At 45.2% G+C, this 25,756-nt stretch carries 20 protein-coding genes; 9 read left to right on the top strand and 11 right to left on the bottom strand.

From position 1 onward, the window contains the following. The 3 genes from VY86_RS15710 (at position 1) to VY86_RS15700 (ending at position 3,041) form a co-directional block, all read left to right on the top strand. Positions 1-1,131: an ISAs1-like element ISPlu17 family transposase gene (locus VY86_RS15710; protein ID WP_046973755.1), complete on the top strand. Its 1,131-nt coding sequence runs from the start codon at positions 1-3 to the stop codon at positions 1,129-1,131. Positions 1,132-1,157: 26 nt separating this feature from the next. Then, positions 1,158-1,586, top strand: a complete 429-nt coding sequence (locus tag VY86_RS15705) for a DUF2189 domain-containing protein (protein ID WP_052760854.1) — start codon at positions 1,158-1,160, stop codon at positions 1,584-1,586. Between the two features lie 654 nt (positions 1,587-2,240). After that, positions 2,241-3,041, top strand: coding sequence for a BPSS1780 family membrane protein (locus VY86_RS15700; RefSeq protein WP_046975661.1), 801 nt, complete (start codon positions 2,241-2,243; stop codon positions 3,039-3,041). Positions 3,042-3,349: 308 nt separating this feature from the next. Here VY86_RS15700 and VY86_RS15695 read toward each other — a convergent pair whose 3' ends face one another. The 7 genes from VY86_RS15695 to lrp all read right to left on the bottom strand — a co-directional run bounded on the left by VY86_RS15695 (position 3,350) and on the right by lrp (position 13,014). Further along, positions 3,350-4,561, bottom strand: a complete 1,212-nt coding sequence (locus VY86_RS15695; RefSeq protein WP_238591487.1) for an IS701 family transposase — start codon at positions 4,559-4,561, stop codon at positions 3,350-3,352. A gap of 450 nt (positions 4,562-5,011) precedes the next feature. Then, positions 5,012-5,572, bottom strand: coding sequence for a rhomboid family intramembrane serine protease (locus tag VY86_RS15690; RefSeq protein ID WP_046975660.1), 561 nt, complete (start codon positions 5,570-5,572; stop codon positions 5,012-5,014). Positions 5,573-5,801: 229 nt separating this feature from the next. Then, positions 5,802-7,091 carry a serine--tRNA ligase gene (serS, locus tag VY86_RS15685; protein WP_046975659.1) on the bottom strand — a complete coding sequence of 430 codons (1,290 nt, stop codon included), beginning with the start codon at positions 7,089-7,091 and terminating at the stop codon, positions 5,802-5,804. Positions 7,092-7,195: 104 nt separating this feature from the next. Continuing rightward, positions 7,196-8,539: a replication-associated recombination protein A gene (locus VY86_RS15680; RefSeq protein WP_046975658.1), complete on the bottom strand. Its 1,344-nt coding sequence runs from the start codon at positions 8,537-8,539 to the stop codon at positions 7,196-7,198. An 8-nt stretch (positions 8,540-8,547) separates the two neighbouring features. Then, positions 8,548-9,159, bottom strand: a complete 612-nt coding sequence (gene lolA, locus VY86_RS15675) for an outer membrane lipoprotein periplasmic chaperone LolA (protein WP_046975657.1) — start codon at positions 9,157-9,159, stop codon at positions 8,548-8,550. A gap of 74 nt (positions 9,160-9,233) precedes the next feature. Continuing rightward, the gene (locus tag VY86_RS15670) at positions 9,234-12,386 is read right to left on the bottom strand and encodes a DNA translocase FtsK 4TM domain-containing protein (protein ID WP_046975656.1); all 3,153 of its coding nucleotides are present in this window, start codon (positions 12,384-12,386) and stop codon (positions 9,234-9,236) included. 133 nt (positions 12,387-12,519) lie between these two features. Next, complete coding sequence (gene lrp, locus VY86_RS15665) at positions 12,520-13,014, bottom strand: leucine-responsive transcriptional regulator Lrp (protein WP_023044766.1); 495 nt, start codon at positions 13,012-13,014, stop codon at positions 12,520-12,522. A 508-nt stretch (positions 13,015-13,522) separates the two neighbouring features. Here lrp and trxB point away from each other — a divergent pair. From trxB to infA, 5 genes are all read left to right on the top strand, one after another. Next, on the top strand, positions 13,523-14,482 hold the full coding sequence (gene trxB / locus VY86_RS15660) for a thioredoxin-disulfide reductase (RefSeq protein WP_021325215.1): 960 nt from the start codon (positions 13,523-13,525) through the stop codon (positions 14,480-14,482). A gap of 105 nt (positions 14,483-14,587) precedes the next feature. Then, the gene (gene cydD, locus VY86_RS15655; protein ID WP_046975655.1) at positions 14,588-16,357 is read left to right on the top strand and encodes a heme ABC transporter permease/ATP-binding protein CydD; all 1,770 of its coding nucleotides are present in this window, start codon (positions 14,588-14,590) and stop codon (positions 16,355-16,357) included. A gap of 2 nt (positions 16,358-16,359) precedes the next feature. Then, positions 16,360-18,126 (top strand): heme ABC transporter ATP-binding protein/permease CydC, encoded by a 1,767-nt coding sequence (gene cydC, locus VY86_RS15650; protein ID WP_046975654.1) that lies wholly within the window; start codon positions 16,360-16,362, stop codon positions 18,124-18,126. Beyond that, the gene (gene aat / locus VY86_RS15645) at positions 18,117-18,809 is read left to right on the top strand and encodes a leucyl/phenylalanyl-tRNA--protein transferase (protein WP_046975653.1); all 693 of its coding nucleotides are present in this window, start codon (positions 18,117-18,119) and stop codon (positions 18,807-18,809) included. Before cydC ends, aat begins: the two co-directional genes overlap by 10 nt. Positions 18,810-18,966: 157 nt before the next feature. Further along, positions 18,967-19,185, top strand: a complete 219-nt coding sequence (infA, locus tag VY86_RS15640; RefSeq protein ID WP_002211347.1) for a translation initiation factor IF-1 — start codon at positions 18,967-18,969, stop codon at positions 19,183-19,185. Between the two features lie 70 nt (positions 19,186-19,255). Here infA and clpA read toward each other — a convergent pair whose 3' ends face one another. Both clpA and clpS read right to left on the bottom strand, forming a co-directional pair. Next, entirely contained in the window at positions 19,256-21,532 is a 2,277-nt protein-coding gene (gene clpA / locus VY86_RS15635) for an ATP-dependent Clp protease ATP-binding subunit ClpA (RefSeq protein ID WP_046975652.1), read from the bottom strand. A 31-nt stretch (positions 21,533-21,563) separates the two neighbouring features. Further along, positions 21,564-21,884, bottom strand: a complete 321-nt coding sequence (gene clpS, locus VY86_RS15630) for an ATP-dependent Clp protease adapter ClpS (RefSeq protein WP_046975651.1) — start codon at positions 21,882-21,884, stop codon at positions 21,564-21,566. Between the two features lie 343 nt (positions 21,885-22,227). On the opposite strand from clpS, the gene cspD reads away from it, so the two are divergent. Continuing rightward, positions 22,228-22,458, top strand: a complete 231-nt coding sequence (cspD, locus tag VY86_RS15625; RefSeq protein ID WP_046975650.1) for a cold shock-like protein CspD — start codon at positions 22,228-22,230, stop codon at positions 22,456-22,458. 75 nt (positions 22,459-22,533) lie between these two features. On the opposite strand, the gene macB is transcribed toward cspD, so the two are convergent. Further along, entirely contained in the window at positions 22,534-24,477 is a 1,944-nt protein-coding gene (macB, locus tag VY86_RS15620; RefSeq protein WP_046975649.1) for a macrolide ABC transporter ATP-binding protein/permease MacB, read from the bottom strand. Then, the gene (macA, locus tag VY86_RS15615; RefSeq protein WP_046975648.1) at positions 24,477-25,589 is read right to left on the bottom strand and encodes a macrolide transporter subunit MacA; all 1,113 of its coding nucleotides are present in this window, start codon (positions 25,587-25,589) and stop codon (positions 24,477-24,479) included. The genes macB and macA overlap by 1 nt, the downstream gene beginning before the upstream one ends. Between the last annotated feature and the right edge of the window lie 167 nt (positions 25,590-25,756).

Here is a 25,756-nt window from a genome sequence, read left to right as displayed (position 1 = left end):
ATGTGCTTTGATATTTTTACTGAACATTTCTCAGACATTCAAGATCCCCGTCAAAGCGCTAAAGTCGCCTACCCTTTATTCGATATTTTATTTGCCTCATTGTGCGCTGTTCTGGGCGGCGCAGATGGTTGGAGTGAGATCCAAGAGTATATTGAAGGCCACCATGAATGGTTTCTTGAACATAATATGTTCAAGGCGGGGATCCCTGTTGATGATACGATTGCCCGGCTTCTCTCACGGATTAATCCGGAACAATTTAATCTGTGTTTTATCAACTGGATGCGTTCGGTTCATCAGGTTACTCAGGGAGAATTAGTGGCGATTGATGGTAAAGTCTTACGGGGTGCCTATGCCCCGGGAGAACGCGGTTCGGCTCTCCACCTTGTGAGTGCTTATGCGACAGCCAATAAAATGGTCATCGGCCAGGTTAAAACCCAGAAAAAATCTAATGAAATTACCGCAATCCCGGAACTCATTAAGTTGTTGGAACTGAAAGGCGCGCTGATTTCCATTGATGCGATGGGATGCCAAACGCAGATCGCTCAGGAGATTATTGATGCCGGCGCGGATTATTTATTAAGTGTGAAAGACAACCAAAAACGTCTCCATCGTGCCATTCAAAAAGCCCTGGAAGCCCAGCGCGTTTTGCCCTTAACAACCGAAAAAGCGTTGATAGAACAGGGTCATGGTCGTCTGGAAATCAGAGAAAGCCATGTGCTGAATGCCGATACATTCAAAACCGATTTTCCGGAATGGACGGGATTAAAAACACTGGGTGTCACAATCGGATACAGGCAAGAAAACGGCAAATTGCCCAGTCTGGAGTACCGTTACTACATCAGTTCAGCCAGACTGACAGAAGAACAATTTTCTCAGGCAGTACGCAGCCATTGGCAAATAGAGAATAATCTTCACTGGGTGCTTGATGTGACGTTTAAGGAAGATGATTGTCAAATTTACCGTGAAAATGCGGCGGAAAACATCGCGATATTACGACGTATTTCGTTAAACATGCTGAAAAAAGAAACGAGTCAATTAAGCATTAAAGCGAAGCGTAGACGAATATGGATGAAAACCCAATTTTTGGAGCGAGTATTACAGGCGGGTTTTGCTAATGTGAGTGATATTTAATCATTCATGCGGTTGCCCTGGGCATCATGCTCCTTGGCGCTATTGCAATGCTTATTATTGGCGGTAATGCAATGATCCATATCCTGTCAGCAGCCCAATACGGTGAATTTTCAACTGGAATGCTCGAACATAATCTACCTGCATTACTTCTTGGCGTCTTTACTCTGATAATTTTCTCCTTCATTACTACCGCTTTAACCTGGTTTGCACCCGCATTAATCATTATCCATAATTTGAAACTCGGTGCTGCTGTATCAATGAGCTTGGAAGCTGTGAAAAAGAATTTATTACCTGGCTTCTTGTTCTTTAATATCATTGGGGTAATTTTCACAATTTCCATCATTACTTTAGGTTTAGGTCTTTTCGTCGCTATACCAATATTTTTAGTTAGTTATTACTCATCTTATCGCAGCATTTTTATCAGTGAGGAAAAATCGTCTACCTTGCTCGTGTAACGCGCCTTATCCTATTGGGTGAAATTTTCCATTTCATAGACTGTTGTTCCACGCACAGAATCTGAAACCAGCCTCAGTGAGCAGAAACAACAAGTCTTGCCGCCCTGAAATCTATTATCCCTCTATGCCGTATATTCATTGGGCATAAATATCCCGGCTATGCTCTGCCCCACATTCCAAACATTTCTAATGACGGACAAGTTATATCGTATACGCAAGTTGCATAACTCTAACTTAAGCATGAAGAGAAAATTCAATTAAGAGATTAACTAAGTAACTAATTTATTCTACGTCCATTTTGAACATTTCGACATAATTCATATGATTGAATAAAATCAGCCAAATAATATTTCGACCATCTCAAATTATCTGAGATATAAGCATTAATTAGATTGTATAAAATACAGTAATATATTGCATGAACGACTTAGCTATTTAAGTTATATTTGGAATATTTTTATACAATTAAAAATTCTCAGCTATGTATTGCATAGAAATACACCAATATTTTTGGCTTATTACTCCTATTTAGTACTTGTTGATTAATAAAATTAATATAATATACCTTCCGGCTTTCTCCAGCTGACTGGAACTCTTGAAGTACAGACAGAAAAAGCTATTTAATATAAATCAACAATTAAATTGGAAAAATACATGGATAATAAAAACCTAAGTTTTAATTCCCAAGCAACATCTGACAATCAGGAGGTGTTTATTGCTGGTGGTCAGTCCCTCGCTGGGGAAAATGGGGTAAAATGGATTGGTCAGGCATGGAGTCTCGTCAAAAGTAAATTGGGTATGTGGATACTGCTTAACATTGTCTATTTAACTATTGTGTCTATTCTCCAGCTTATTCCTCTCCTTGGGATATTTGCCGGGATTCTGAACCCAGTATTTCTTGGTGGTATTATTGTCCTGTGTGAGAAGCAAAAAACTACCGGAAAATTTGAGCTAGGGCTGTTGTTCAATGGATTCCAGAAAAATTTTGCCGCGCTGCTTGGCGTTGGTGCTTTGTCATTTGGCATTATGATCCTTGGCATTATCGCAATGATTATTGTCGGCGGTAGTGGAATTATGGATATTCTATTGGCCAGCCAATATGGTGAGCCTTCAGTTGATATGCTCCAAAACAGTATGTCTTCGTTATTTCTTGGAGCCGTTGTTCTGATAATCTTCTGCATCATTGCTGCTGCTTTAACCTGGTTTGCACCCGCATTAATCGTTCTCCATAATTTGAAGTTTGGTGCTGCCGTATCAATGAGTTTAGAAGCCGTGAAAAAGAATTTACTGTCCGGTTTCTTATTCTTTACCATTATGGCAGTAATACTCATAATCTCTATAATCCCTTTCGGCTTAGGTCTTTTAGTCTCTATGCCGTTAATTTTGGCTAGCTATTATTCATCTTACCGCAGCATTTTTATCAGTAAGGAAAAATCATCCATTTTAGTTAGCTAAAAGATATATCTATTCTTTACCAAATCCAGCAATTTGATTTTCAGTAAATGAGTAAATAATAGAAATGTAAAAGAACACCACCTTAAAAGGTAATGCTGTTCGGTTAAAATACCTTGAACAACTCCGCATCTTTGAAATAATTCAGAGAATCTCCTCTTCTCTGGATTATTTTATACTCCGGTAGGATATTGAACTAGTACTACAGCCGTACTTATCCTGAGGGTGGGCTCCCCCCTCTGCGACGGTAGTAACACTGCTGAGCACGGTACTGGTGCCTCCGCCTCCAGAGAGACCAATGCAGAATGTGTTCAACGACATCTTGGGTTTTCCACATCAGTCGTGATAGTAGCCTGCGCAACTCCGGGACGCTCAACGCAATCAGCCCCGGCACCGTTTTTTTTCTCCTGCACCCGCAAGGCTACCAGCACCGCGTGGGCTAACAAGGACAGCGTGATGTGGCGATACCAGCCCTGCCAGCGCCGCACTTCGTATTGCGCCAGACCGCACTCCCCCTTGGTGGCTTCGAAACCCGTCTCTATCTCCCAACGCCGGCCCGCCACCTGCGCCAGCGTCTTGAGCTTCGCCTCCTTTCGTGGGGCATACACCACGTAGTAGGCTAATTCCTGTTTCTCATCACGACTGCGACGCACGAGCAGGTAGTGACCGAAACGCCGTTCTTCCCGCGTTAATTGCAGGCGCCACAGCGGGGTAAACGCCCAGTCGTATCGACGTTCGCCTTTGGCGCCGGTTCCCGCAGACCGGCACTTCCAGGCTCGGGGCGTCAGCGATTTGGCGATGGCCTGCGCACTCATGAACACCGGTCCCTTCCACCACAGCGGCTCATTCCGGGCGACGCCCAGTACAAAGGGCTGTTGGCGCGACTCCAGCCAGACCCGCAGGCGGCGGTCACCGCCATAGACACTGTCGCCCGCGACCCAGCCACAGGGGACGCCGGCATCCAGTGCCCGCTCAAGCATCCGGCGGGCCAGCTGGGGTTTCGTGGCAAACTTCACTTCCGTGGGGATACCCGCCGCCTCACGCCGTGGCGGGTCATCAACCCACTGACGGGGCAGATATAACTCCCGGTCAATGAAGGCACTGCCCCCACCGCCGGCATAGCACAGGAAGACGCCAATCTGGCTGTTCTCCACCCGTCCGGCGGTGCCGCTGTACTGGCGCTGTACGCCGGCGGAGTACTGCCCTTTCTTGATGAATCCGGTCTCATCGACAATCAGCACGCTGTTGTCATCCCGCAGGTGGCCGACAACGTAGTCACACAAGATATCGCGGGCCGCGTCGGCATCCCACAAGGCACGTTCAAGCAGATGCTGTACCCCGTCAGGCGTGGCTTCGCCCATCCACTCAGCCAGTTGCCAGCCGTTCTTGCGTTCGACGTTGCTGAGGAGTCCCTTAAGGTAGGCCAGACTGCGCTGTCGGGGTTCGGAGCGCTTGAACAGGGGAGCTAAACGGGCGTGTAATGTATCCAGCTCCTGTGTCCACAGGGTCAACGGTGTTTGCATCGAATCTTTCGCTATGTTGGCATGAGAACTTGGCGCATTATGACACAATATCTATCTACGGCTGTAGTACTAGTGGCAGCACAAGTAGCCAAAGAAAGAGTTTATTACGCATCGGATATGTCCTGTTTATACCTTTATTGACATTATATTATTTGCTTTTTATCTTAAAAGCACAAATATAAGGTCTTGTTTCAAAAACAACATAGTTTATTACTCTGTTTTCAACAGCGTTGAATTGAATTCTGTTGAATGATATGGAATACGACTCTTAACTCAGAAATGAGATCATGATTAAAAGTCGTAATATTGTATTCCTAAATATCCCAAGTTGTCATTCTACTTTGAATGGTAATTTATTCGTAGAATAAAGGTAACTAAGTCTATTTTTTTACTGTTTATATTAATGAGTATCTGAAATGGGGATAATCTACTATCCCCAATATCATAAAACTAATGGCCCGTTATTATCCATTTCTTTGACAGCCAAGAGAAAATCAGCCCAGATATCGCGCCAAAAATATGTCCTTCCGTTGAAATATCCTCTTGCCACGGCAACAGGCCAAATACGATCCCACCGTAGTACACAAATACCAGAATTGCAAAGAAGAAATCTTTTGCTCTTCTCAGGAAAAAGGCGTTAGCCAGCAGCAATCCCCACAGACCAAAAATCCATCCACTGGCACCAATATGAATAGCAGTGCGTCCAAATAACCAGACTAATGTCCCTTCCACAAAGATAATAAACAGGCTGGCTAGCACATAATAACGAATGGAGTGTGTCATAAGTAACGCACTCAGTACTAATAATGCGGGGAGATTGCTAAATAAGTGCTCCCAGTTACCATGTAGGAATGGAGACAGTGGAATGCCAATTAATCCTTGAGCATATCGGGGAATGATACCGAAATTACTTAGTGCGCTACCGGTTAAAGTATCAAGCAATTGGGTTATGCTCAGTATTACTGATAATCCTATTAGAATACGAAGGTGTTGTTTTAGCCGTACTTTCACTGGGTTGTTGCCTTATCATTTATTGGAGTTGTATCCTTTATGTCAATAAAATTAAAATTTTGTTTTTTTATTACCATTAAGTAATTAGCTTATTTAAATTAAAAGATGATATGCATCACAATACCATGATGTAATTTTATTCACTCCGAGATAATTCCTCCATTAGGCGGTGGTTTAGGCTGACAATAAAAAAGCGCCAAATTGGCGCTTTTCATTAATACATTAATAATCAGCCGATATATTCTAAACCGCCCATATATGGACGTAATACTTCTGGAATTTCAATACGGCCATCTGCTTGCTGATAGTTTTCCATAACAGCAACCAAGGTACGGCCAACAGCCAAACCAGAACCATTCAGGGTATGAAGCAGTTGGGTCTTCTTATCGTCTTTACCACGGAAACGCGCCTGCATACGGCGAGCCTGGAAATCCCACATATTAGAACAGGAAGAGATTTCACGGTAAGTGTTTTGCGCCGGTAACCACACTTCCAGATCGTAAGTTTTACATGCACCAAAGCCCATATCACCCGTACACAGTAAGACCTTACGATAAGGGAGATTCAGCAATTGCAATACCTTCTCTGCATGGCCGGTCAGCTCTTCAAGCGTATTCATGGATTCGTCAGGATGAACAATCTGGACCAATTCAACCTTATCAAACTGGTGCATCCGGATCAGACCACGGGTATCACGGCCATAAGAACCCGCTTCTGAACGGAAGCAAGGTGTATGCGCTGTCATTTTCAGCGGTAATTCGCTTTCATCCAGAATTTCACCACGAACCAAGTTGGTTACCGGCACTTCAGCCGTCGGGATCAGTGCGTAATGGTTCGCTGCTTCCTCTTCCAAGGGCTTAGTATGAAAAAGATCTTCACCAAATTTAGGCAACTGACCTGTACCATATAAAGTGTCATGGTTAACCAGATAAGGAACGTAGGTTTCCAGATAACCGTGCTGCTCGGTGTGAAGATTCAGCATAAACTGCGCCAAAGCACGATGCAGACGGGCAATCTGCCCTTTCATCACCACAAATCGCGAACCGGTCAGTTTAACAGCAGCGGCAAAATCCAGACCATTCGCCAGTTCACCTAATGAAACATGATCTTTGATTTCAAAATCATATTTACGTGGTTCACCCCAGCGACTCACTTCCAAATTGTCATTCTCGTCTTTACCTATTGGTGCAGAGTCATCTGGCATGTTAGGAATACTTAACACCAAATCGCGGATTTCAGCCTGAAGTTTTTCCAGTTCGGATTTCGCTGTATCCAACTTCTCACCTAACTGGTTCACTTCTTGACGTAACGGATCAATGTCTTCACCACGGGATTTTGCCGCACCAATAGCTTTTGATCGGGAATTACGTTCTGCTTGCAGGGTTTCAGTTTCAACTTGTAAAACTTTGCGGCGCTCTTCTTGTTTGCGCAGCGTATCCACGTCAAGGGTATAACCCCTGCGAGCCAGTTTTTCGGCGACTGCGTCTAGCTCATTACGCAGTATGTTTGGATCGAGCATGCTAGTCCTGTGCTTGTCGTTATTAAGTTAGATGATGTGAATAGACCCACAAGTTTATGGGCCATAAGATATTTTTACCCGTCAACCTTACCGCAACAGCAACATTAGCGATAGCGTTTTATCGGGCTATTTTGATCCTGTTCAGCAAGCCAGGCGAGTTTATCACCTATTTTGCCTTCTAAACCTCTGTTAGCCGGGTGATAATAGCGGGTTTCCCGCATTTCAGGCGGAAAATAAACTTCACCGGCAGCGTAAGCGTTAGGTTCGTCATGAGCATAGCGATATTCTTCACCAAGCCCCATCTCTTTCATCAATTTTGTCGGCGCATTACGCAAATGAGCAGGAACATCATAGTCAGGCTTTTCCTTTGCATCAGCCAGCGCTGCTTTAAACGCGGTATAAACAGCATTGCTTTTCGGTGCACAGGCAAGATAAACAATCGCCTGAGCAATTGCCCTTTCACCTTCCGCTGGCCCAACCCGGGTAAAACAATCCCATGCGGTAATGGCGACCTGCATTGCTCTGGGATCCGCATTGCCAACATCTTCCGAAGCAATAGCCAGTAAACGGCGGGCAACATATAGCGGATCACCACCCGCGGTAATAATCCGGGCATACCAGTAAAGCGCAGCGTCAGGCGCAGAGCCACGCACAGATTTATGTAATGCTGAAATTAAATCGTAATAACGATCGCCTTTATTATTAAAACGGGCACTGCGCTCTCCGCTGACTTCGTTCAATAGCTCAAGTGTCAAAACCCGCTGTCCCTGAGTATTGGTTTCTGCCATATCCGCCATCATTTCCAGCAGATTTAGCGAACGACGGGCATCACCGGAAACCAGCTCTGCAACCATGTGACGAGTGTTTTCCGGCAAAACAATATCCTGACCATGATAACCACGCTCTTTATCCTTCATGGCTTGATCAAGCACTTGTTCAATCTCCTCTATCGTCAATGACTTAAGCAGATAAACACGCGCCCGTGAGAGTAATGCAGAATTCAGCTCAAAAGAGGGGTTTTCTGTCGTAGCACCGATAAAGGTAATCGTGCCATCTTCGATATGTGGCAAAAAAGCATCCTGCTGGCTTTTGTTAAAACGATGTACTTCATCAACGAACAAAATAGTTCTACGCCCTGCATTCCGGTTTTGACGCGCTTTTTCAATAGATTCACGTATTTCTTTAATACCGGAGGTAACCGCAGATATTTGTTCAATATCCGCCTGCGCATAATGTCCAATAATTTCAGCTAATGTTGTTTTCCCCGTTCCAGGCGGCCCCCATAAAATCATGGAGTGCAGTTGCCCCGCCCGAATAGCTCTTGGCAATGGTTTTCCTTCAGCCAGTAAATGCTGCTGGCCGATATATTGCTCTAATGTCACCGGCCGCATACGCGCGGCCAGTGGCTGGAATTCATTTTGTGAAAAATCGAGTGACAGGTTATTCACTTAAAACCTCACTGGCGCTGATCATCCAGCGTGACGCCTTTCGGTAGCGTAAAACTGAACTTTGTCGCATCCACATGGGTATTTTGTTGACCCTTCAATTGATAAATACTTTTTTGTCCATCCTGCTCAACCGCCGAAAATTTCTGAATAGTGCCATCAGTCGTTACCGTAATAAAAAAGCGTTTCAGATTGCCATTGATATTATTTGGTATCAGCTCAAAATCATTTCCTTTCTGGCTGATTTTATATTGAGACCAGTCTTTAGCATCATTACGGGTAATCAACATAAACGGTGTGTTGCCGGTGGCATCTTTCAGCCAGTTGGCTGTTACCTGCTCAACAAACGGATTATAGAACCACAACGTTTTACCATCCGATACCAGAACACTTTCATCAGGTGATGTCATATGCCAGTTAAACAAGTTTGGGCGTTTAACCCACAATTGCCCTTCACCTTCCTGAATTGTTGCACCATCATCACTGGTTACTGTTTGCGTAAAGCTGGCATGAAAACTATTTACTTTGCCCAAACGTTCCTGCAAATCCTGGCTGGCATTTGCCCATGCGGAATTGATACTTATGCCAGCCATCAAACAACCCATTAATATTAGCTTCTTCATGTAAGAGATACCTTTACTCAGCATTATTACCCGGTGTATTTATTATCGGAATTTCCCGCGTTTAAAATTAATTATCAGCACTCATGTGGCGGTGGCGCCAATACTTCACGATTACCATTATGGCCTGGAGCACTGACAATCTGCTGTGCTTCCATCTGTTCTACAATCCGCGCAGCACGGTTATAACCAATACGGAACTGACGCTGTACACCAGAAATCGAAACCCGCCGTTTTTCAGTAATAAATTCAACTGCCTGATCGAACAGGGCATCCAGTTCTTCATCACTGTCAAGACCTAAACCACCTTCAGCATCATCACCACCACTGAGGATACTATCAACGTACTCAGGACGACCACGGGCTTTCCAGTCATTAACCACTTCATGAACTTCCTGATCCCGGACAAATGCACCGTGAACCCGCACCGGGATAGAAGAATTTGGTGCTAAATAAAGCATGTCCCCCATTCCCAAAAGAGATTCAGCGCCGCCTTGATCTAGGATAGTGCGGGAATCAATCTTGCTGGAAACCGTAAAGGCAATACGGGTTGGAATGTTAGCTTTAATCAGGCCGGTAATAATATCGACAGATGGACGTTGGGTCGCCAGAACTAAATGAATACCGGCAGCCCGGGCTTTCTGCGCCAAGCGGGCAATCAACTCTTCTACTTTTTTGCCAACTGTCATCATCAGGTCAGCAAATTCATCTACCATAACAACAATATAAGGCTCTTTTTTCAGCACAGGATGAGTGATATCCATGCTGTCGCCAGGTTTCCAGAATGGATGAGGAATTGGACGGCCCATCTCTTCCGCCTGTTTAACCTTTTCGTTATAACCGGCCAAATTACGTACACCCAACGCGGACATCAGTTTATAACGACGTTCCATTTCACTAACACACCAGCGCAGTGCATTTGCCGCGTCTTTCATATCAGTGACAACTTCAGTCAACAGATGCGGAATGCCTTCATAAACCGACAATTCCAGCATTTTCGGGTCAATCATGATAAAGCGGACATCCTCCGGTTTTGCTTTATAAAGGATGCTGAGGATCATCGCGTTGACCCCAACAGATTTACCCGAACCGGTCGTGCCCGCCACCAGCAAGTGAGGCATTTTACCTAAATCAGCGACAACCGGCTGACCACCAATATCTTTACCCAATACAATTGTCAGTGGTGATGGATTATCGCGAAATTTTTCGCAATCTAATACTTCGCGCAAATAGACCGTCTGACGTTTTCTATTCGGCAATTCCAAACCGACATAAGGTTTACCTGGAATCACTTCAACAATACGCACAGCGACCGCAGATAATGAACGTGCTAAGTCTCTTGATAAGTTAGAAATTCGTGATGCTTTAACACCTGGAGCCAGATCCAGTTCAAACCGGGTAATCACCGGACCTGGCGAGAAACCAACCACATCAGCTTTAACCCGATAATCACTCAAACGCGCTTCAATTAAACGGGAAGTTTGCTCAAGAGCAAACATATCAACTGGCTCTTCTTCTGCTAAAGGGCTGGCTAACAGATCGAGCGAAGGCATTGGCGTCGTTGGTTTTGGTAACGGCTGATCATGACGAACCAGAAATGGATGAAACAAGCTGTCTTGCTGCGGTTGCTGCGGTTGCTGCGGTTGCTGCGGTTGCTGCACAACATTGTGTACAGGCACTGGTGTAAAAGCAATTTCTGTGGACTGTTCTGATAAACTTTCCGGCACTGATTGAACAGAAGGCGTAAACAGCGGCTCTGTCGGCTCTTTTGCAACTAAATCTTCAACCGGTGAGAAATCATTCAAGATCGATAAACTTTCCAGAGTAGAGAACTCTTTTTCCTGCGGCTGGTAACCCTGCACTTGATAACGCTCACGCTGCTGTTCAAGAAACTGCTGACGCAACAACTCTTCCTGCTGTTTATCAGACTCAGTATCATTACAGCCATTTATCTGTTGTCTGGCCTCTTCTTCACGCTGTTGCTGTTCTGCAAGACGCTGTGAAGGAACTTTGATGCCATACAGTTCACGACGGGTTGGCAGACGGACTGGGTTAGGACGAGGCAGTTCTGGCCCGATCCCCCGTTTAATCTGAGAATTGCCTGCTATAGCCGTTGCAGAAGCTGCTGTCGCAATATCTTTTGGCTCTGTTTCAGGCGTGAAAGTGAAGGAGTCACTGCTGTTCTGCCCATTGCCAGCCAGCTCAAATGTCGGAGCCGCTTCAACCACAAGCTCAGATTCAGGTTTAAAATTATATTCAGAAGGAATTTCAAACATGCAACGAACAGGTTCGTCACTGTTTTTTTCATGTTCTTCTGCTAATGGCTGAGACCATACAGCGTCATCAGATATACCGATCTGAATTTCAGGCTCAGCATCAATATCAGCCATACCAATGGTTGGGATATCAGATTGCTGTTTTTCTTCAACTTCTGCTTTCACTGATTCTGGTTCATCCAGTTCAGCTTTTGCCAATTCCGCGGCTGAAGGTGCTGTAAACAGCACATCATCATGATCAATATCAACCGCTGTAAATTCGGGTTCTGTTTTACCATTGGTGGAATTCTCCGGCTCAATAACCGTTTCACCATATGGAGTATATTCTTGTTCATGACGGCTGCGATTGGTAATCAATCCTATCGCGCCAAGAATTATTGCCCCGGTTTTTTCAGCAATCGTCAACCATGACCAGCCAGTAAATAGCGTAAACCCAATTGCCCAAACACCCAGTAAGGCCAGCGTCGCGCCCAATTCATTAAACCAAGGCAACATCGCACTGCTAAACAAACTGCCAATAATACCGCCAGAAGCAAAGTAATGGAGATCGTCAACATTCAGCGCAGCTAATCCACATGAAGTCAAGACGATGGCCAATGCACCAATAACGCGCAAAGCAAGCACGAAAAAATCGACATATTCTCTGTCATCATGCTGTTTGAAAGCAGTCCAGCAACCCAATATCATTAATGGCGGGATGGCATAAGCCAGTATACCGAATGCAGAAAACAGCGTATCGGCCAACCATGCACCAACACCACCACCCAAATTATGGACCGGCTCATGCCACGCAGTCTGAGACCAACTGGGATCAGAAGGGTTAAAACTGATAAGTGCGACCATCAGATAAGCCGCTAAGATAACAATGACAAGCAACACAGCTTCCAACAGCCTGCGCCCACTACTCAGTCTCTTCAACCTAATATTCTTATCTTCTGTATATTCCTGGCTCAAGAAAGGCTCTCCAGGTTTCCTGTTGATTTAACGGAACAACGCCGAGATAGCTCAGCGTTGAAACTGTATGCATAAACAGGAGTGTACCTAAGTTCTTCCAGTTTTGCACCTGTACATTTTTTTTGGCAGGATTTTAGCGAGTCTTAATGACCAAACGGTTACTCTGCTTCACTTCTTCCATCACAACATATGTGCGGGTGTCATTAACACCTGGCAGACGCAGCAAAGTTTCGCCCAGTAACTTACGATACGCTGACATATCTGGTACGCGGGTTTTCAATAAGTAATCGAAATCACCGGAAACCAAATGACATTCCTGAATCTCTTCCAATTTCTGCACAGCAGCATTGAATTGTTCAAAAACATCTGGCGCACCACGGTTTAGAGTGATTTCAACAAACACCAGCAACGACGCATCCAGATAGTGAGGATTCAACAATGCGGTGTAGCCAATAATAAACCCTTGACGCTCCAGGCGACGCACACGCTCCAAGCAAGGAGTCGGCGACAATCCTACCCGTTTAGACAGTTCTACGTTAGAAATTCGACCATCTTTCTGCAACTCATTGAGGATATTACGATCTATACGATCAAGATCTTTTCCCGGACGTTTTTTATTATCTATCATCTTTTGATCTCTCTTTATTTTCCTACACCCATAACATTTTCCCCTATCTCTCTTGAGTCTGAGCTGGAAAAGATGTCTTTTAAAGTTAAAGCCTCGCTCTATCAGAGTAAAGCAGCTCACAGGCCATTTTCTTCGTGCTGCACAGAGAGGATTATCCGCATATCGATTTGTCGATTTTTATGGAAACGAATTTAGCGAGGTGGATAATTATCTCTTACAGTGATGTTTTCGCAAATGCACAGCCGATTGTCAAAGTAAATGAATAAAAATCAGAACAACCTGTGGAACAAATTTTCAGTTAATCGTTTCGATAGCTTACCATTGATTAAAAATGAGCAAATGAAAGCCAAACAGTACTAAAAGAACACTTTTCTCAGGTTAAAGTCATTGCCAGTTAATATCTATCGGTAAAATCGTTAGTAACATGAGTCTTTTAGCTTTTTTTACCCTCCTATTTCTCCTACAATCGCTCGATATACGATATGCGATAAATGGAAATGAGGTATTCATGAGCACCGCCAAACACCATAAACTCATTATTCTTGGCTCCGGTCCGGCAGGCTATACGGCCGCGGTTTATGCTGCCCGGGCAAATTTAAATCCGGTTCTTATTACCGGGGTTGAAAAAGGCGGTCAGTTGACTACAACCACTGAAGTCGAAAACTGGCCCGGTGATCCTGAAGGTCTGACCGGCCCAGGGCTAATGGAACGTATGCACCAACATGCTGAAAAATTCCAGACCGAAATCATTTTTGACCATATTCAAAAAGTTGATCTGCAAAACCGTCCTTTCCGTCTTTATGGTGATGAACAAGAATATACCTGTGACGCACTGATTATCGCAACAGGCGCTTCTGCACGTTATTTGGGCCTGCCTTCCGAAGAGGCGTTCAAAGGCCGTGGTATTTCAGCCTGTGCAACCTGTGATGGCTTCTTTTATCGTAACCAGAAAGTTGCCGTTGTCGGCGGCGGTAATACCGCAGTAGAAGAGGCTTTATATCTGGCAAATATTGCAGCAGAAGTTCACCTGATTCATCGCCGTGATACATTCCGTTCAGAGAAAATCCTGATTGGCCGTCTGATGGATAAAGTTAAAAACGGCAATATCATTCTGCACACTAATCGTACTCTGGATGAAGTGCTCGGTGATGAGATGGGCGTTACGGGTGTCCGTCTGCGCGATACCAACAGCGGCACAACCGAAGAATTAGCTGTTACCGGCACATTTATTGCTATCGGCCATACTCCTAACACCGCTATCTTTGCAGGACAATTGGAACTGGAGAATGGTTACATTAAAGTTCAGTCCGGTTTACAGGGTAACGCGACTCAAACCTCCATTCCCGGTGTATTCGCCGCCGGTGATGTAATGGACCACACCTACCGCCAGGCAATTACATCCGCGGGTACAGGTTGTATGGCAGCCCTTGATGCAGAACGTTTTCTGGATGGGCTGGCAGCGAAATAAACTCTTTTTCTTTCAAGGCGCTATTTCGGTAGCGCCTTTTCGCATGTAACATATCGGCAGGATGCTGACACGAGTCCAGCCTTTTTGATAATCAGAATTTTTCCTATGGACAAAACAAGACAGTATGAATTGGTTCGCTGGTTGAAGCAGCAAAGTGCTCCGGCCCGGCGCTGGCTCCGCCTGTCCATGCTATTTGGCTTAATCAGTGGTTTGTTGATTATCACTCAAGCCTGGTTACTGGCCTCAATCCTGCAAGCTTTAATCATGGATAATATTCCCCGCGAGCACATCATGGATAAATTCTGGATGCTGGCAACAACCTTTGCTCTGCGGGCAATAATCAGTGTTATCCGAGAACGGATCGGTTTTATTTGTGGCAAAATCGTGCGCCAGAAAATCCGCGCGCTGGTATTGGATAAACTTGAACAACTTGGCCCGGTATGGGTTAAAGGCAAACCAGCAGGTAGCTGGGCAACGATTATTCTTGAGCAAATAGACGATATGCAGGATTACTACTCTCGCTATCTGCCACAGATGTATCTCGCAGTGATGATCCCTGTTCTTATCCTGATCACCCTATTTCCTGTTAACTGGGCTGCCGGGCTGATTTTGTTTATAACGGCTCCGCTTATTCCCCTGTTTATGGCACTGGTTGGTTTAGGCGCCGCAGATGCCAACCGGCGAAACTTTGTCGCGTTGGGGCGGTTAAGCGGTAATTTCCTTGATCGTCTGCGCGGGCTGGAAACGTTGCGTTTGTTTTATCGTGGCAAAGCGGAAGTACAACAAATCAGCGAATCCACTGAGGATTTCCGCAGCAAGACAATGGAAGTTCTGAGAATGGCGTTCCTCTCTTCAGCGGTGCTGGAGTTCTTTGCTGCTGTTTCTATTGCCGTCGTTGCCGTCTATTTTGGCTTCTCCTATCTGGGTGAACTTAATTTTGGCAGTTACAGTATGGGCGTGACCCTGTTTGCTGGTTTTTTGGTATTAATCCTCGCCCCGGAATTTTTCCAGCCACTGCGTGATCTTGGTACTTATTATCACGCCAAAGCACAGGCTATTGGCGCAGCCGAATCATTGGTGACTTTGCTAAACAGTGATGGTGAACATGCACCTGCGAGTGGCGATAAAACGCTAAGTAGCCAAAGTTCTCTGACGATAATCGCTAATAATCTGGAAATTCTGGCTCACGATGGCAACCCGCTGGCTGGCCCGCTAAATTTTACTATAGAGAAAAATCAACGGGTCGCATTAGTTGGGCAAAGCGGAGCAGGTAAAAGCTCACTCTTGAATTTATTGTTAGGGTTCCTGCCCTACCGTGGCTCAATACAAATCAATGGCACTGAGCTGCGTGAGTTAGATCCACAAAAATGGCGTGATCAACTGAGCTGGGTTGGGCAAAATCCACACCTGCCTGAGCAAACTTTGCTTGATAATCTTCGCCTGAATCAACCGGATGCAAATCAACAACAAATCCATCAGGTGATGGAGCAGGCATACGTCACCGAATTTGTTAATGATTTACCTGATGGGCTGAATACCCTCATTGGTGATAATGCAGCACGGCTATCCGTTGGTCAGGCCCAGCGTATCGCTGTTGCCCGCGCTTTATTGAAACCTTGCCAATTATTATTACTGGATGAGCCTGCCGCCAGCCTGGATGCTCATAGCGAACAACGGGTTATGCAAACACTGAGTCAGGCATCTCATCTTCAGACAACCCTGTTAGTTACCCACCAATTGGAAGAAACGCTGGAATATGATCAGATCTGGGTTATGGAAAAAGGGTTAATCATTGAACAGGGAGATTATCAGACACTGAGCCAATCTCAGGGAGCATTCGCCCGTCTGTTATCTCATCGGAGTGAGGAGCTTTAGTGATGCGGGTATTGCTTCCCTTTCTGGCGCTCTATCGCCGCCATTGGTTTCTTATTAGTTTGGGTATGGTTCTGGCGATTGTTACGTTACTCGCCAGCATAGGCTTACTGACGCTGTCTGGTTGGTTCCTTGCCGGCACCGCGCTGGCAGGTTTTGCCGGACTTAATACATTCAACTATATGCTACCCGCCGCAGGTGTCCGTGGCGCCGCTATTCTTCGTACTGCCGGACGCTATGCTGAACGGCTGGTCAGCCATGATGCAACTTTTCGTGTACTGGCGCATTTGCGGGTATTTGCCTTTCAGAAAATTTTACCACTTTCACCGGGAGGAATCGCCCGTTTTCGCCAAGGTGAATTACTCAACCGCCTAGTTGCTGATGTTGAAACGTTGGACCACCTCTATTTACGGGTAATTTCACCAATATTCGCAGCGGTTGTCGTTATCATCGTCCTCACTTTCGGCCTCGGTTTTCTGGATCTCACATTGGCCTATACCCTTGGCAGTATTATGCTGACTCTGCTGATCCTGCTGCCATTTGTATTTTACCACGCAGGTAAACCCATCGGCCGCGATCTGACCATTCTGCGTAGTCAATACCGCACCCAACTCACGGCGACATTGCAGGGGCAAGCCGAATTGATGGTATTCGGTGCTCTTGGCCGCTTCCGAAAGTCGATGTCGGATGTTGAATCACGTTGGCTAAAGCGTCAGCAACAGCAAGCTAATCTGACCGGTTTGTCACAAGCAATCATGATTTTTGCCACCGGTATGACCGTCACATTAATCCTGTGGATAGCCGCTAATGGTGTAGGAGAGAACAGTCAGCCAGGCACCTTGATTGCACTGTTTGTCTTCTGCTCGCTTGCCGCTTTTGAAACCCTGGGTCCGGTCGCTGTTGCATTCCAACATCTGGGACAAGTCATTACCTCTGCAACCCACGTTTCCCAATTGATGCAACAAGAACCAGAAGTGACTTTCCCGGCGTCAGGGCCGGAAAGTTCAGAGCAAGCCTGTATTAATATCGAGAATCTCAGTTTCACTTACCCTGGGCAGCCATTACCTGTCCTGAAAAATATTTCTCTCTGTTTAAAAGCAGGAGAGCATATCGCTCTGTTAGGAAAAACAGGTTGTGGTAAATCTACGTTGCTACAGTTACTAACCCGTGCCTGGGATGCTAATGCAGGCTCTATCTGTCTGAACCAGCATCCCATTACTGCTTATGACGAACCAGCTCTGCGCAGTATGATATCGGTTGTTCCACAACGTGTTCATGTATTCAGCCATACGTTGCGTGAAAATTTATTACTGGCAAAACCAAACGCCATCGATAATGAGCTGGAAACTGTGTTGAAACAGGTAGGTTTAAGCAATCTGCTGGAAACAGATGAGGGGCTGAACTGCTGGATGGGCGAAGGTGGTCGTCAGTTATCAGGCGGTGAACAGCGCCGTCTGGGCATTGCCAGAGCGTTACTGCACTCAGCGCCACTCATGTTACTGGATGAACCAACGGAAGGGCTTGATGCGGATACTGAACAGCAAATTCTGTCCCTGCTGCGCCAGCATTGCCAGCATAAGACATTGATTATTGTTACCCACCGTCTGTACAGTCTCGACCATATGGACCGTATTTATGTCATGGATGGAGGCGCCATTATTGAACAAGGACAGCATAACGAGTTACTGGCTCGACAAAGCTTCTATTATCAGTTTTATCAGCGGCAATATCAGATTCGCCTGAATCGGAGCTGTAATACACCATGCCAATAATTCAACTGGATGATGATTCATATGACTTCCCTCACCCAGCAGAGGCATTAATGGAGCCGAACGGCCTGCTGGCAGTGGGCGGAGATCTATCCCCTGAGCGGTTGAGCGCAGCTTATCATCAAGGAATTTTCCCCTGGTTTTTACCAAGTGAAATACCGCTTTGGTGGTCGCCTGATCCACGTGCGATAATCATGCCGGGTGAATTGCATACTGGCCGGACATTACGCCGGTTTCTGCGCAATCATCCATACCGCATTACGGTGAATCACGCTTTTGAACAAGTGATTCATTACTGCGCTCAACGGCAGGAAGGAACCTGGATAAGCAGGGATATCCAACAAGGTTATCAGGAGTTACACCAGACAGGAAAGGCGCATTCGGTAGAAGTCTGGTATGGTGAACATATTGTCGGTGGCCTGTATGGCGTCAGCGTTGGCACTTTATTTTGCGGTGAATCTATGTTCAGCCGAATGGAGAATGCATCCAAATGCGCTTTCGTTGCTTTCTATCACCATTTTCTGCGATACAGCGGTGAACTGCTTGATTGCCAGGTGCTAAATCATCACACTGCTTCACTGGGAGCAAAGGAAATCTCTAGGGAAGAATTTATTCAGTATCTTTATCAATTCAGAAACCAGTCATTAAAACCTGGCTGCTGGTTGCAACAAGTACTGGAATTATAATCAACATTTTACCAACCAATGTTGATTATGGCGGGAATGCAACCATGAGTTATTTGCAAATATAGTGGTTTAAAAGACAACATTCCTTTACATAATGAGGGTTTTTCGGCATTATCTTGCCGGTTAAAAACGATGGTTATTAAACTTAGAGGATTAGATGGCCAAAGAAGACAATATTGAAATGCAAGGTACCGTGCTGGACACGCTGCCAAATACTATGTTCCGCGTTGAATTAGAAAACGGGCACGTAGTCACTGCTCACATCTCCGGTAAAATGCGTAAAAATTACATCCGCATCCTGACAGGCGACAAGGTTACAGTTGAGCTGACCCCATATGACCTGAGCAAAGGCCGTATCGTCTTCCGTAGCCGCTGATTCATTACCGTTTCAGGTATTACACCACAGGTAATAGCAACTTTGTATTCACCTGTGGTGTGACCCTATATCAGTGCACTACGTCTTCCGGTTTCTGCTTATAAGCGTTGCTGAAATCGTAAGTCAGTGCCCGTTTTGCCTTATCCAGATCAATACGAACCGAGCCACCGTGAACTAATGAACCAAACAATAGTTCATTGGCCAACGGTTTCTTCAGACTATCCTGAATAACCCGGGCCATTGGGCGAGCGCCCATCGCTTTATCATAGCCTTTATCACATAACCATTGACGAGCATCCGCACTGACCTCCAGTGAAACGCCTTTTTCATCCAATTGTGCTTGCAGTGCGACAATGAACTTATCGACTACCTGTTGAATAACTTCAATAGAAAGCGCATTAAACCAGATGATACCATCAAGGCGATTACGGAATTCCGGTGTAAATACCTTCTTGATCTCTTCTATCGCATCAGAGCTGTTATCCTGCTGCTTAAATCCAATGGATGTACGCTGAGTTTCACGTACGCCAGCATTCGTTGTCATAACAACAATAACGTTACGGAAATCCGCCTTACGGCCGTTGTTATCGGTCAGAGTACCGTTATCCATCACTTGCAATAACAAGTTAAATACATCTGGATGTGCTTTTTCAATCTCATCAAGCAGCAACACTGAATGAGGATGTTTAATCACCGCATCCGTGAGCAATCCTCCCTGATCAAAACCAACATATCCCGGTGGCGCGCCAATCAAGCGACTGACTGTGTGGCGCTCCATATATTCCGACATATCAAAGCGCAATAATTTGATATTCAGTGCCTTGGCAAGCTGTACGGTGACTTCTGTTTTGCCTACCCCTGTTGGACCGGCAAGCAGGAAAGAACCCACCGGTTTATTATCCTGCCCTAATCCCGCACGACTCATCTTGATTGCTTCGGTTAATGCTGCAATCGCGGTATCCTGACCAAATACCAACATCTTCAGCCGGTCATCCAGCGTCTTCAATACATCCTTATCACTGGCCGAAACTGTTTTTTCAGGAATACGGGCAATACGGGCAACAATAAATTCAATATCCGACACATTGATCGTTTTCTTACGCCGGCTGACCGGCACCAGACGAGTACGCGCCCCCGCTTCATCAATAACATCAATGGCCTTATCTGGTAAGTGACGATCAGTAATATATTTCACTGATAAATCAACCGCAGCGCGGATAGCTTTCGTGGTATAGCGTACATCATGGTGCGCCTCATATTTTGGCCGCAACCCTTTAATAATCTGTACTGTCTCTTCCGGTGAAGGCTCAACAATATCAATCTTCTGAAAACGACGAGCTAACGCCCGGTCTTTTTCAAAAATATTACTGAACTCATGATATGTCGTAGAGCCAATCACCCTGATACGCCCACTGGATAACAGGGGTTTGATCAGATTAGCCGCATCGACCTGCCCCCCAGACGCCGCACCCGCACCGATAATGGTATGGATTTCATCAATGAATAGAATACTTTTCCTATCCTGCTCAAGGTTTTTTAACAAAGCCTTGAAGCGTTTCTCAAAATCACCACGATATTTAGTTCCTGCCAACAATGAACCAATATCCAGTGAATAAATCGTACAATTAGCCATCACTTCCGGTACATCTTTTTGTACAATCCGCCATGCCAATCCTTCTGCAATAGCTGTTTTACCCACCCCCGATTCCCCCACCAATAATGGGTTATTTTTCCGGCGACGGCACAGTACCTGAATCGTTCTTTCCAGCTCATCCTGGCGGCCAATCAATGGATCAATCTGCCCTCTTTGGGCAAGTTGATTAAGATTAGTGGTAAAATTCTCCAACCGATCTTCACCAACAGGCTGTTCTTCCGCAGATTGAGCGCCTATCCCCTGATGATCCGATTCACTGTCTTCTTTCTGCGTTCCATGAGAAATGAAATTAACCACGTCCAAACGACTGACATCATGTTTACGCAGCAAATAAGCAGCCTGAGACTCTTGTTCGCTGAAGATAGCCACCAGCACATTAGCACCGGAAACTTCTGAACGCCCAGAGGACTGAACATGAAATACCGCGCGCTGAAGAACACGTTGGAAGCTCAAGGTTGGCTGAGTCTCCCGCTCATCATTCTCAGGCAACAACGGTGTTGTTTGTAAAATAAAATTCTCCAGCTCTTTACGCAATTGAGCCAGATCGACCTTGCACGCTTCCAATGCTTCACGCGCTGATGAATTGCTTAACAACGCCAGCAATAGGTGCTCCACGGTCATAAACTCGTGTCTGTTATCCCGCGCTTTAGCAAAGGCAATATTAAGACTAAGTTCAAGCTCTTGATTGAGCATAGGCACCTCCCCCTAAAATCAGTATACCTGGTCAGATTTTTTCCAGCGTACAAAGTAATGGATGCCCGTGCTCCCTGGCATACATATTTACCTGAGCCGCTTTAGTTTCTGCCACCTCTGCGGTATAAACCCCACAAATAGCTTTACCCTGATAATGGACATCCAACATTAATTGCGTTGCCCGTTCAACATCATAAGAAAAGAACTTTCGTAATACGTCAACTACAAACTCCATCGGAGTGTAATCATCATTGTTAAGAATGACCTGATACATTGATGGCGGTTGCAATTTTTGCTGTTGCTCATCCTTAACCAACTCTTTACTTTTCAAATTGTTATGATACTCGCTCATTGTTTTTCCAACAGGATTAATCGCTAATACCAGCCACTGCCAGCAAATAAATTACGTTCCCATTTATCTTATCATTATCTGGGCAACTCCGTTTACCACAGGTTATTCCCCTATAAAAACCCGGTATAAAAGTGAATGAACGAAACTCATATCGTTATCTATATCAAACTTTAGTCATTCAAAACAACCAGACATTTGTTCTGTGCTTGACGAGAATTTGATTTTTACTACAGTATGTTTTGTGAACAAACATAGATAATGTAACTGGTTACATGTGATTGTTTACGAATGTTATATTAACGACTCATCTCAACCGAAATGATTAAACGAGGGATGTAAAAGTATGGAGACAGGTACTGTTAAGTGGTTCAATAATGCTAAGGGCTTTGGGTTTATTTGTCCGGCAAGCGGCGGAGAAGATATATTCGCTCATTACTCAACCATTCAGATGGACGGTTACCGGACTCTGAAAGCAGGCCAGAAGGTGCATTTCAGCATTCACCAAGGCCCAAAGGGAAATCATGCCAGCATTATTGTTCCCCTTGAAAACGAATCCAAAGGCCAGATAGCCTGACCTATGGATAATATGACCAGGTGTTACTTTTACACCCCGCCGGCAATTTTGCCAGCGGGGTGACATAACTTCCACTTATTCTCTTGCCAGAGCGTCTATCGGATCAAGGCGGGCAGCATTACGGGCCGGCAAAAACCCAAATATCACACCAATTGCAGTAGAACAGGCAAAAGCACTCAGTAAAGCCACTGGCTGGAAAACAAAACTCCAGCCTGGCAGTGCCAGTTGCGCAATAAATGCTATCGTATAAGACAGTGCTATTCCCAAAATACCGCCAACCAAACAAACCAAAATAGCTTCTATCAGAAACTGCTGCATAACATCACTGGTTCTGGCCCCTACGGCCATACGGATGCCAATCTCTCTCGTGCGTTCGGTGACCGAAACCAACATAATATTCATGACCCCGATACCACCAACGATCAGTGAGATTACTGCCACCATTGTCAAAAACAGCTGTAGAGTACGGGTCGTTTTTTCCACCGTTTTTATCAGCATATCCGTGTTATAGGTGAAAATATCCTTTTTCCCATGGCGTAAAGTCAGCAATCGAACAATCTTCTGTTCTGCTTCCTTAGAGTTATGACCATCCTTGATTCTGACAGTAATTGAATCCAGATAATTCCGGTTTAGCAGGCGACTGGTCATCGTGCTATAAGGTAACCAGACATGCAATGAACTATCACTGCCTAATGCCGATTTTCTTTCAGCTATCACCCCGACAATAGTGGCAGGCATATTACCCATCAGAATCACTTCACCAATCACATTTTTTTGGTGAGGAAATAATTTACGCTGGGTATTTTTATCAATGACCACAACTTGCCCCTGACGGCGTACCATATCCGATGTAAAACCCATTCCCTGAGCAAAACGCAGAGCATAAACCTGAAAATATTCATCACCAATGCCGGAGACTCTCGCAGCAACATCAATGTTCCCTTTACGAAGGCGCGCCCCTCCCTCAATATCGGGTGAAACTGCCAGAATATAAGGTTGTGCTCTGATAGCGTTTACATCCGCGATTTTCAACGCTTGCTTACTGGCCGGATCATCGCTGCCAAAATCTTCTCCCGGATAAACACTAATGGTATTGGTTGCAATCTCTTTAATATCGGATAACACCAATGCCTTGGCGGCATCTCCAATAACCAAAATAGTCACTACAGACGCGATACCAATAATAATCCCTAACATCGTCAACAAGGTCCGCATCTTATTGACGACCATTGCCCGCCATGCCATCAATAAAGCTTCATTAAACCGGCCAAAAATCTGACGTATTGATGATATTTTTACTGTTATCGGTGGGGCTTCCGTCACGGTTTTACTCAGTTGCGAGCCAGAGTCATTCATAATGTGACCGTCTTTGATCTCAATAATCCGCTGTGCCTGCGCCGCGATTTTCGGATCATGCGTGACAATAATAACGGTATGCCCCTGTTCACACAGTTGTTTGAGGATAGCCATCACCTCTTCACCAGAATGGCTATCCAACGCCCCCGTTGGCTCATCAGCCAAAATAACCTGACCACCATTCATCAACGCCCTGGCGATACTGACCCTCTGCTGTTGTCCACCAGAGAGCTGCCCTGGCCGATAGTTGACTCTTTCGTCAAGCCCCAGACGACCAAGCAACTCTATTGCTCTCTGTCTGCGTACAGTTTTAGTCGCCCCGGCGTAAATAGCAGGAATTTCTACATTCTGTTCAGCAGTCAAATGGGTCAGCAAATGATAACGCTGAAAAATAAACCCAAAATGCTCCCGCCTCAGTGCCGCCAGTTCATCATTATTCAGTTCAGCAACATTCTGCCCCGCGACCCGATATTCACCACGACTGGGTTTATCAAGACAGCCAAGGATATTCATCAGTGTCGATTTGCCAGACCCGGAAGCACCGATAATCGCAACCATCTCACCGGAGTGAATAGACAAGGTGACATCATCAAGTACTTTTATCTGTTGCTCGCCAGCGGAATAGCTGCGCTCTATGCCTCTCAGCTCAAGTAATGCATTCATTACTCATCCCCTGTTTCACCACGACCGGTAATCACCTGCTCATGTTCTTTCAGACCGGACAAAATCTGTACATTCACATCATTGCGTACACCAATAGCCACTTCCTGTTTCTCTTCTTTGCCCCCTTTCAGAATATCCACCTCATAGCGGGTTGGGGTAATCTGTTTACCCAGAGCAGAAAGCGGGATCATTAACACACCACGATGGGAATCGAGCTGGACTTTTACTTGAGCCGTCATTTGTAAACGCAAAAGTTGCTTAGGGTTAGGCACCTCAAAACGGGCATAAAAGAAAATTGCATCATTAATCTTTTCTGGTGTCGGCAAGATATCTTTCAACACACCAGTGAAATTTTTATCAGGTGCACCTAATACGGTAAAAGAGGCTTTCTGACCGGGTTTCAGGCCAATAACATCCGCCTCTGAAACTTCTGCTTTTACCAGCATCGTGCCAAGATCAGCCAATGTCAGAATAGTCGGGGCTTCCTGTGCGGCGATGACCGTTTGCCCCTGAAGTGTTTTGATATTGACAACAATGCCATCCATCGGTGCGGTAATACGGGTATATTGTAAATTAGCCCGGGCAGTATCAAGGCTGGCCTGATTTTTACTGATTTGCGCCAGCAAAGTTTCTACCCTCGCTCTTTTCACTTCAACATCCGTTTTAACCTGATCCAATTCCTGGTGAGAAACTGCCTGCACTTTTGCCAGATTATTCTGACGTTGTAATGTAAGCTGCGCCAGTTTCAATTGTGCTCTGGCCTCCATCAGATTAGCGCTCAATTCTTTAATTGTCGCTTCAACTTCTTTTACCTGGTTTTGAGCAGGCTTAGGATCGATTAACGCCAATAATTGGCCTTTTGTCACCTTATCACCCACTTCAACATACAAGTTTTGCAATTGACCACTAACCTGCGCCCCTACATCTACTTTTCTGACAGCATCCAGCTTCCCTGTGGCCAGGACATTTTTCTCCAAATCGCCTTTAATAACAGGTACAGTCTGATATTTAACCGTTTCTGGGCCATGTAGAAAATACCCTAGAAGCAATACGATAACTGTCACAATAGCTAACAACACCACCCATTGACGTTTCGAACGAATAAAATTCATTTAAATATCACCGCCTTAAGCATTGGATAAAAGGAATGGTAAAAAACCAATGTTTCTTGTAATACCACGAAAACCAGAAATTTCCACTCAATTCCAGAGAAATGCAGTTCTCATTTGATTTTTATACCCATAGAGAATTATTAATAACACACTCACTTTAAGAATAA

It is taken from the genome of Photorhabdus thracensis (genome assembly GCF_001010285.1).
Classification (GTDB): domain Bacteria; phylum Pseudomonadota; class Gammaproteobacteria; order Enterobacterales; family Enterobacteriaceae; genus Photorhabdus; species Photorhabdus temperata.
This window is presented reverse-complemented; position numbering and strand designations above follow the sequence as displayed.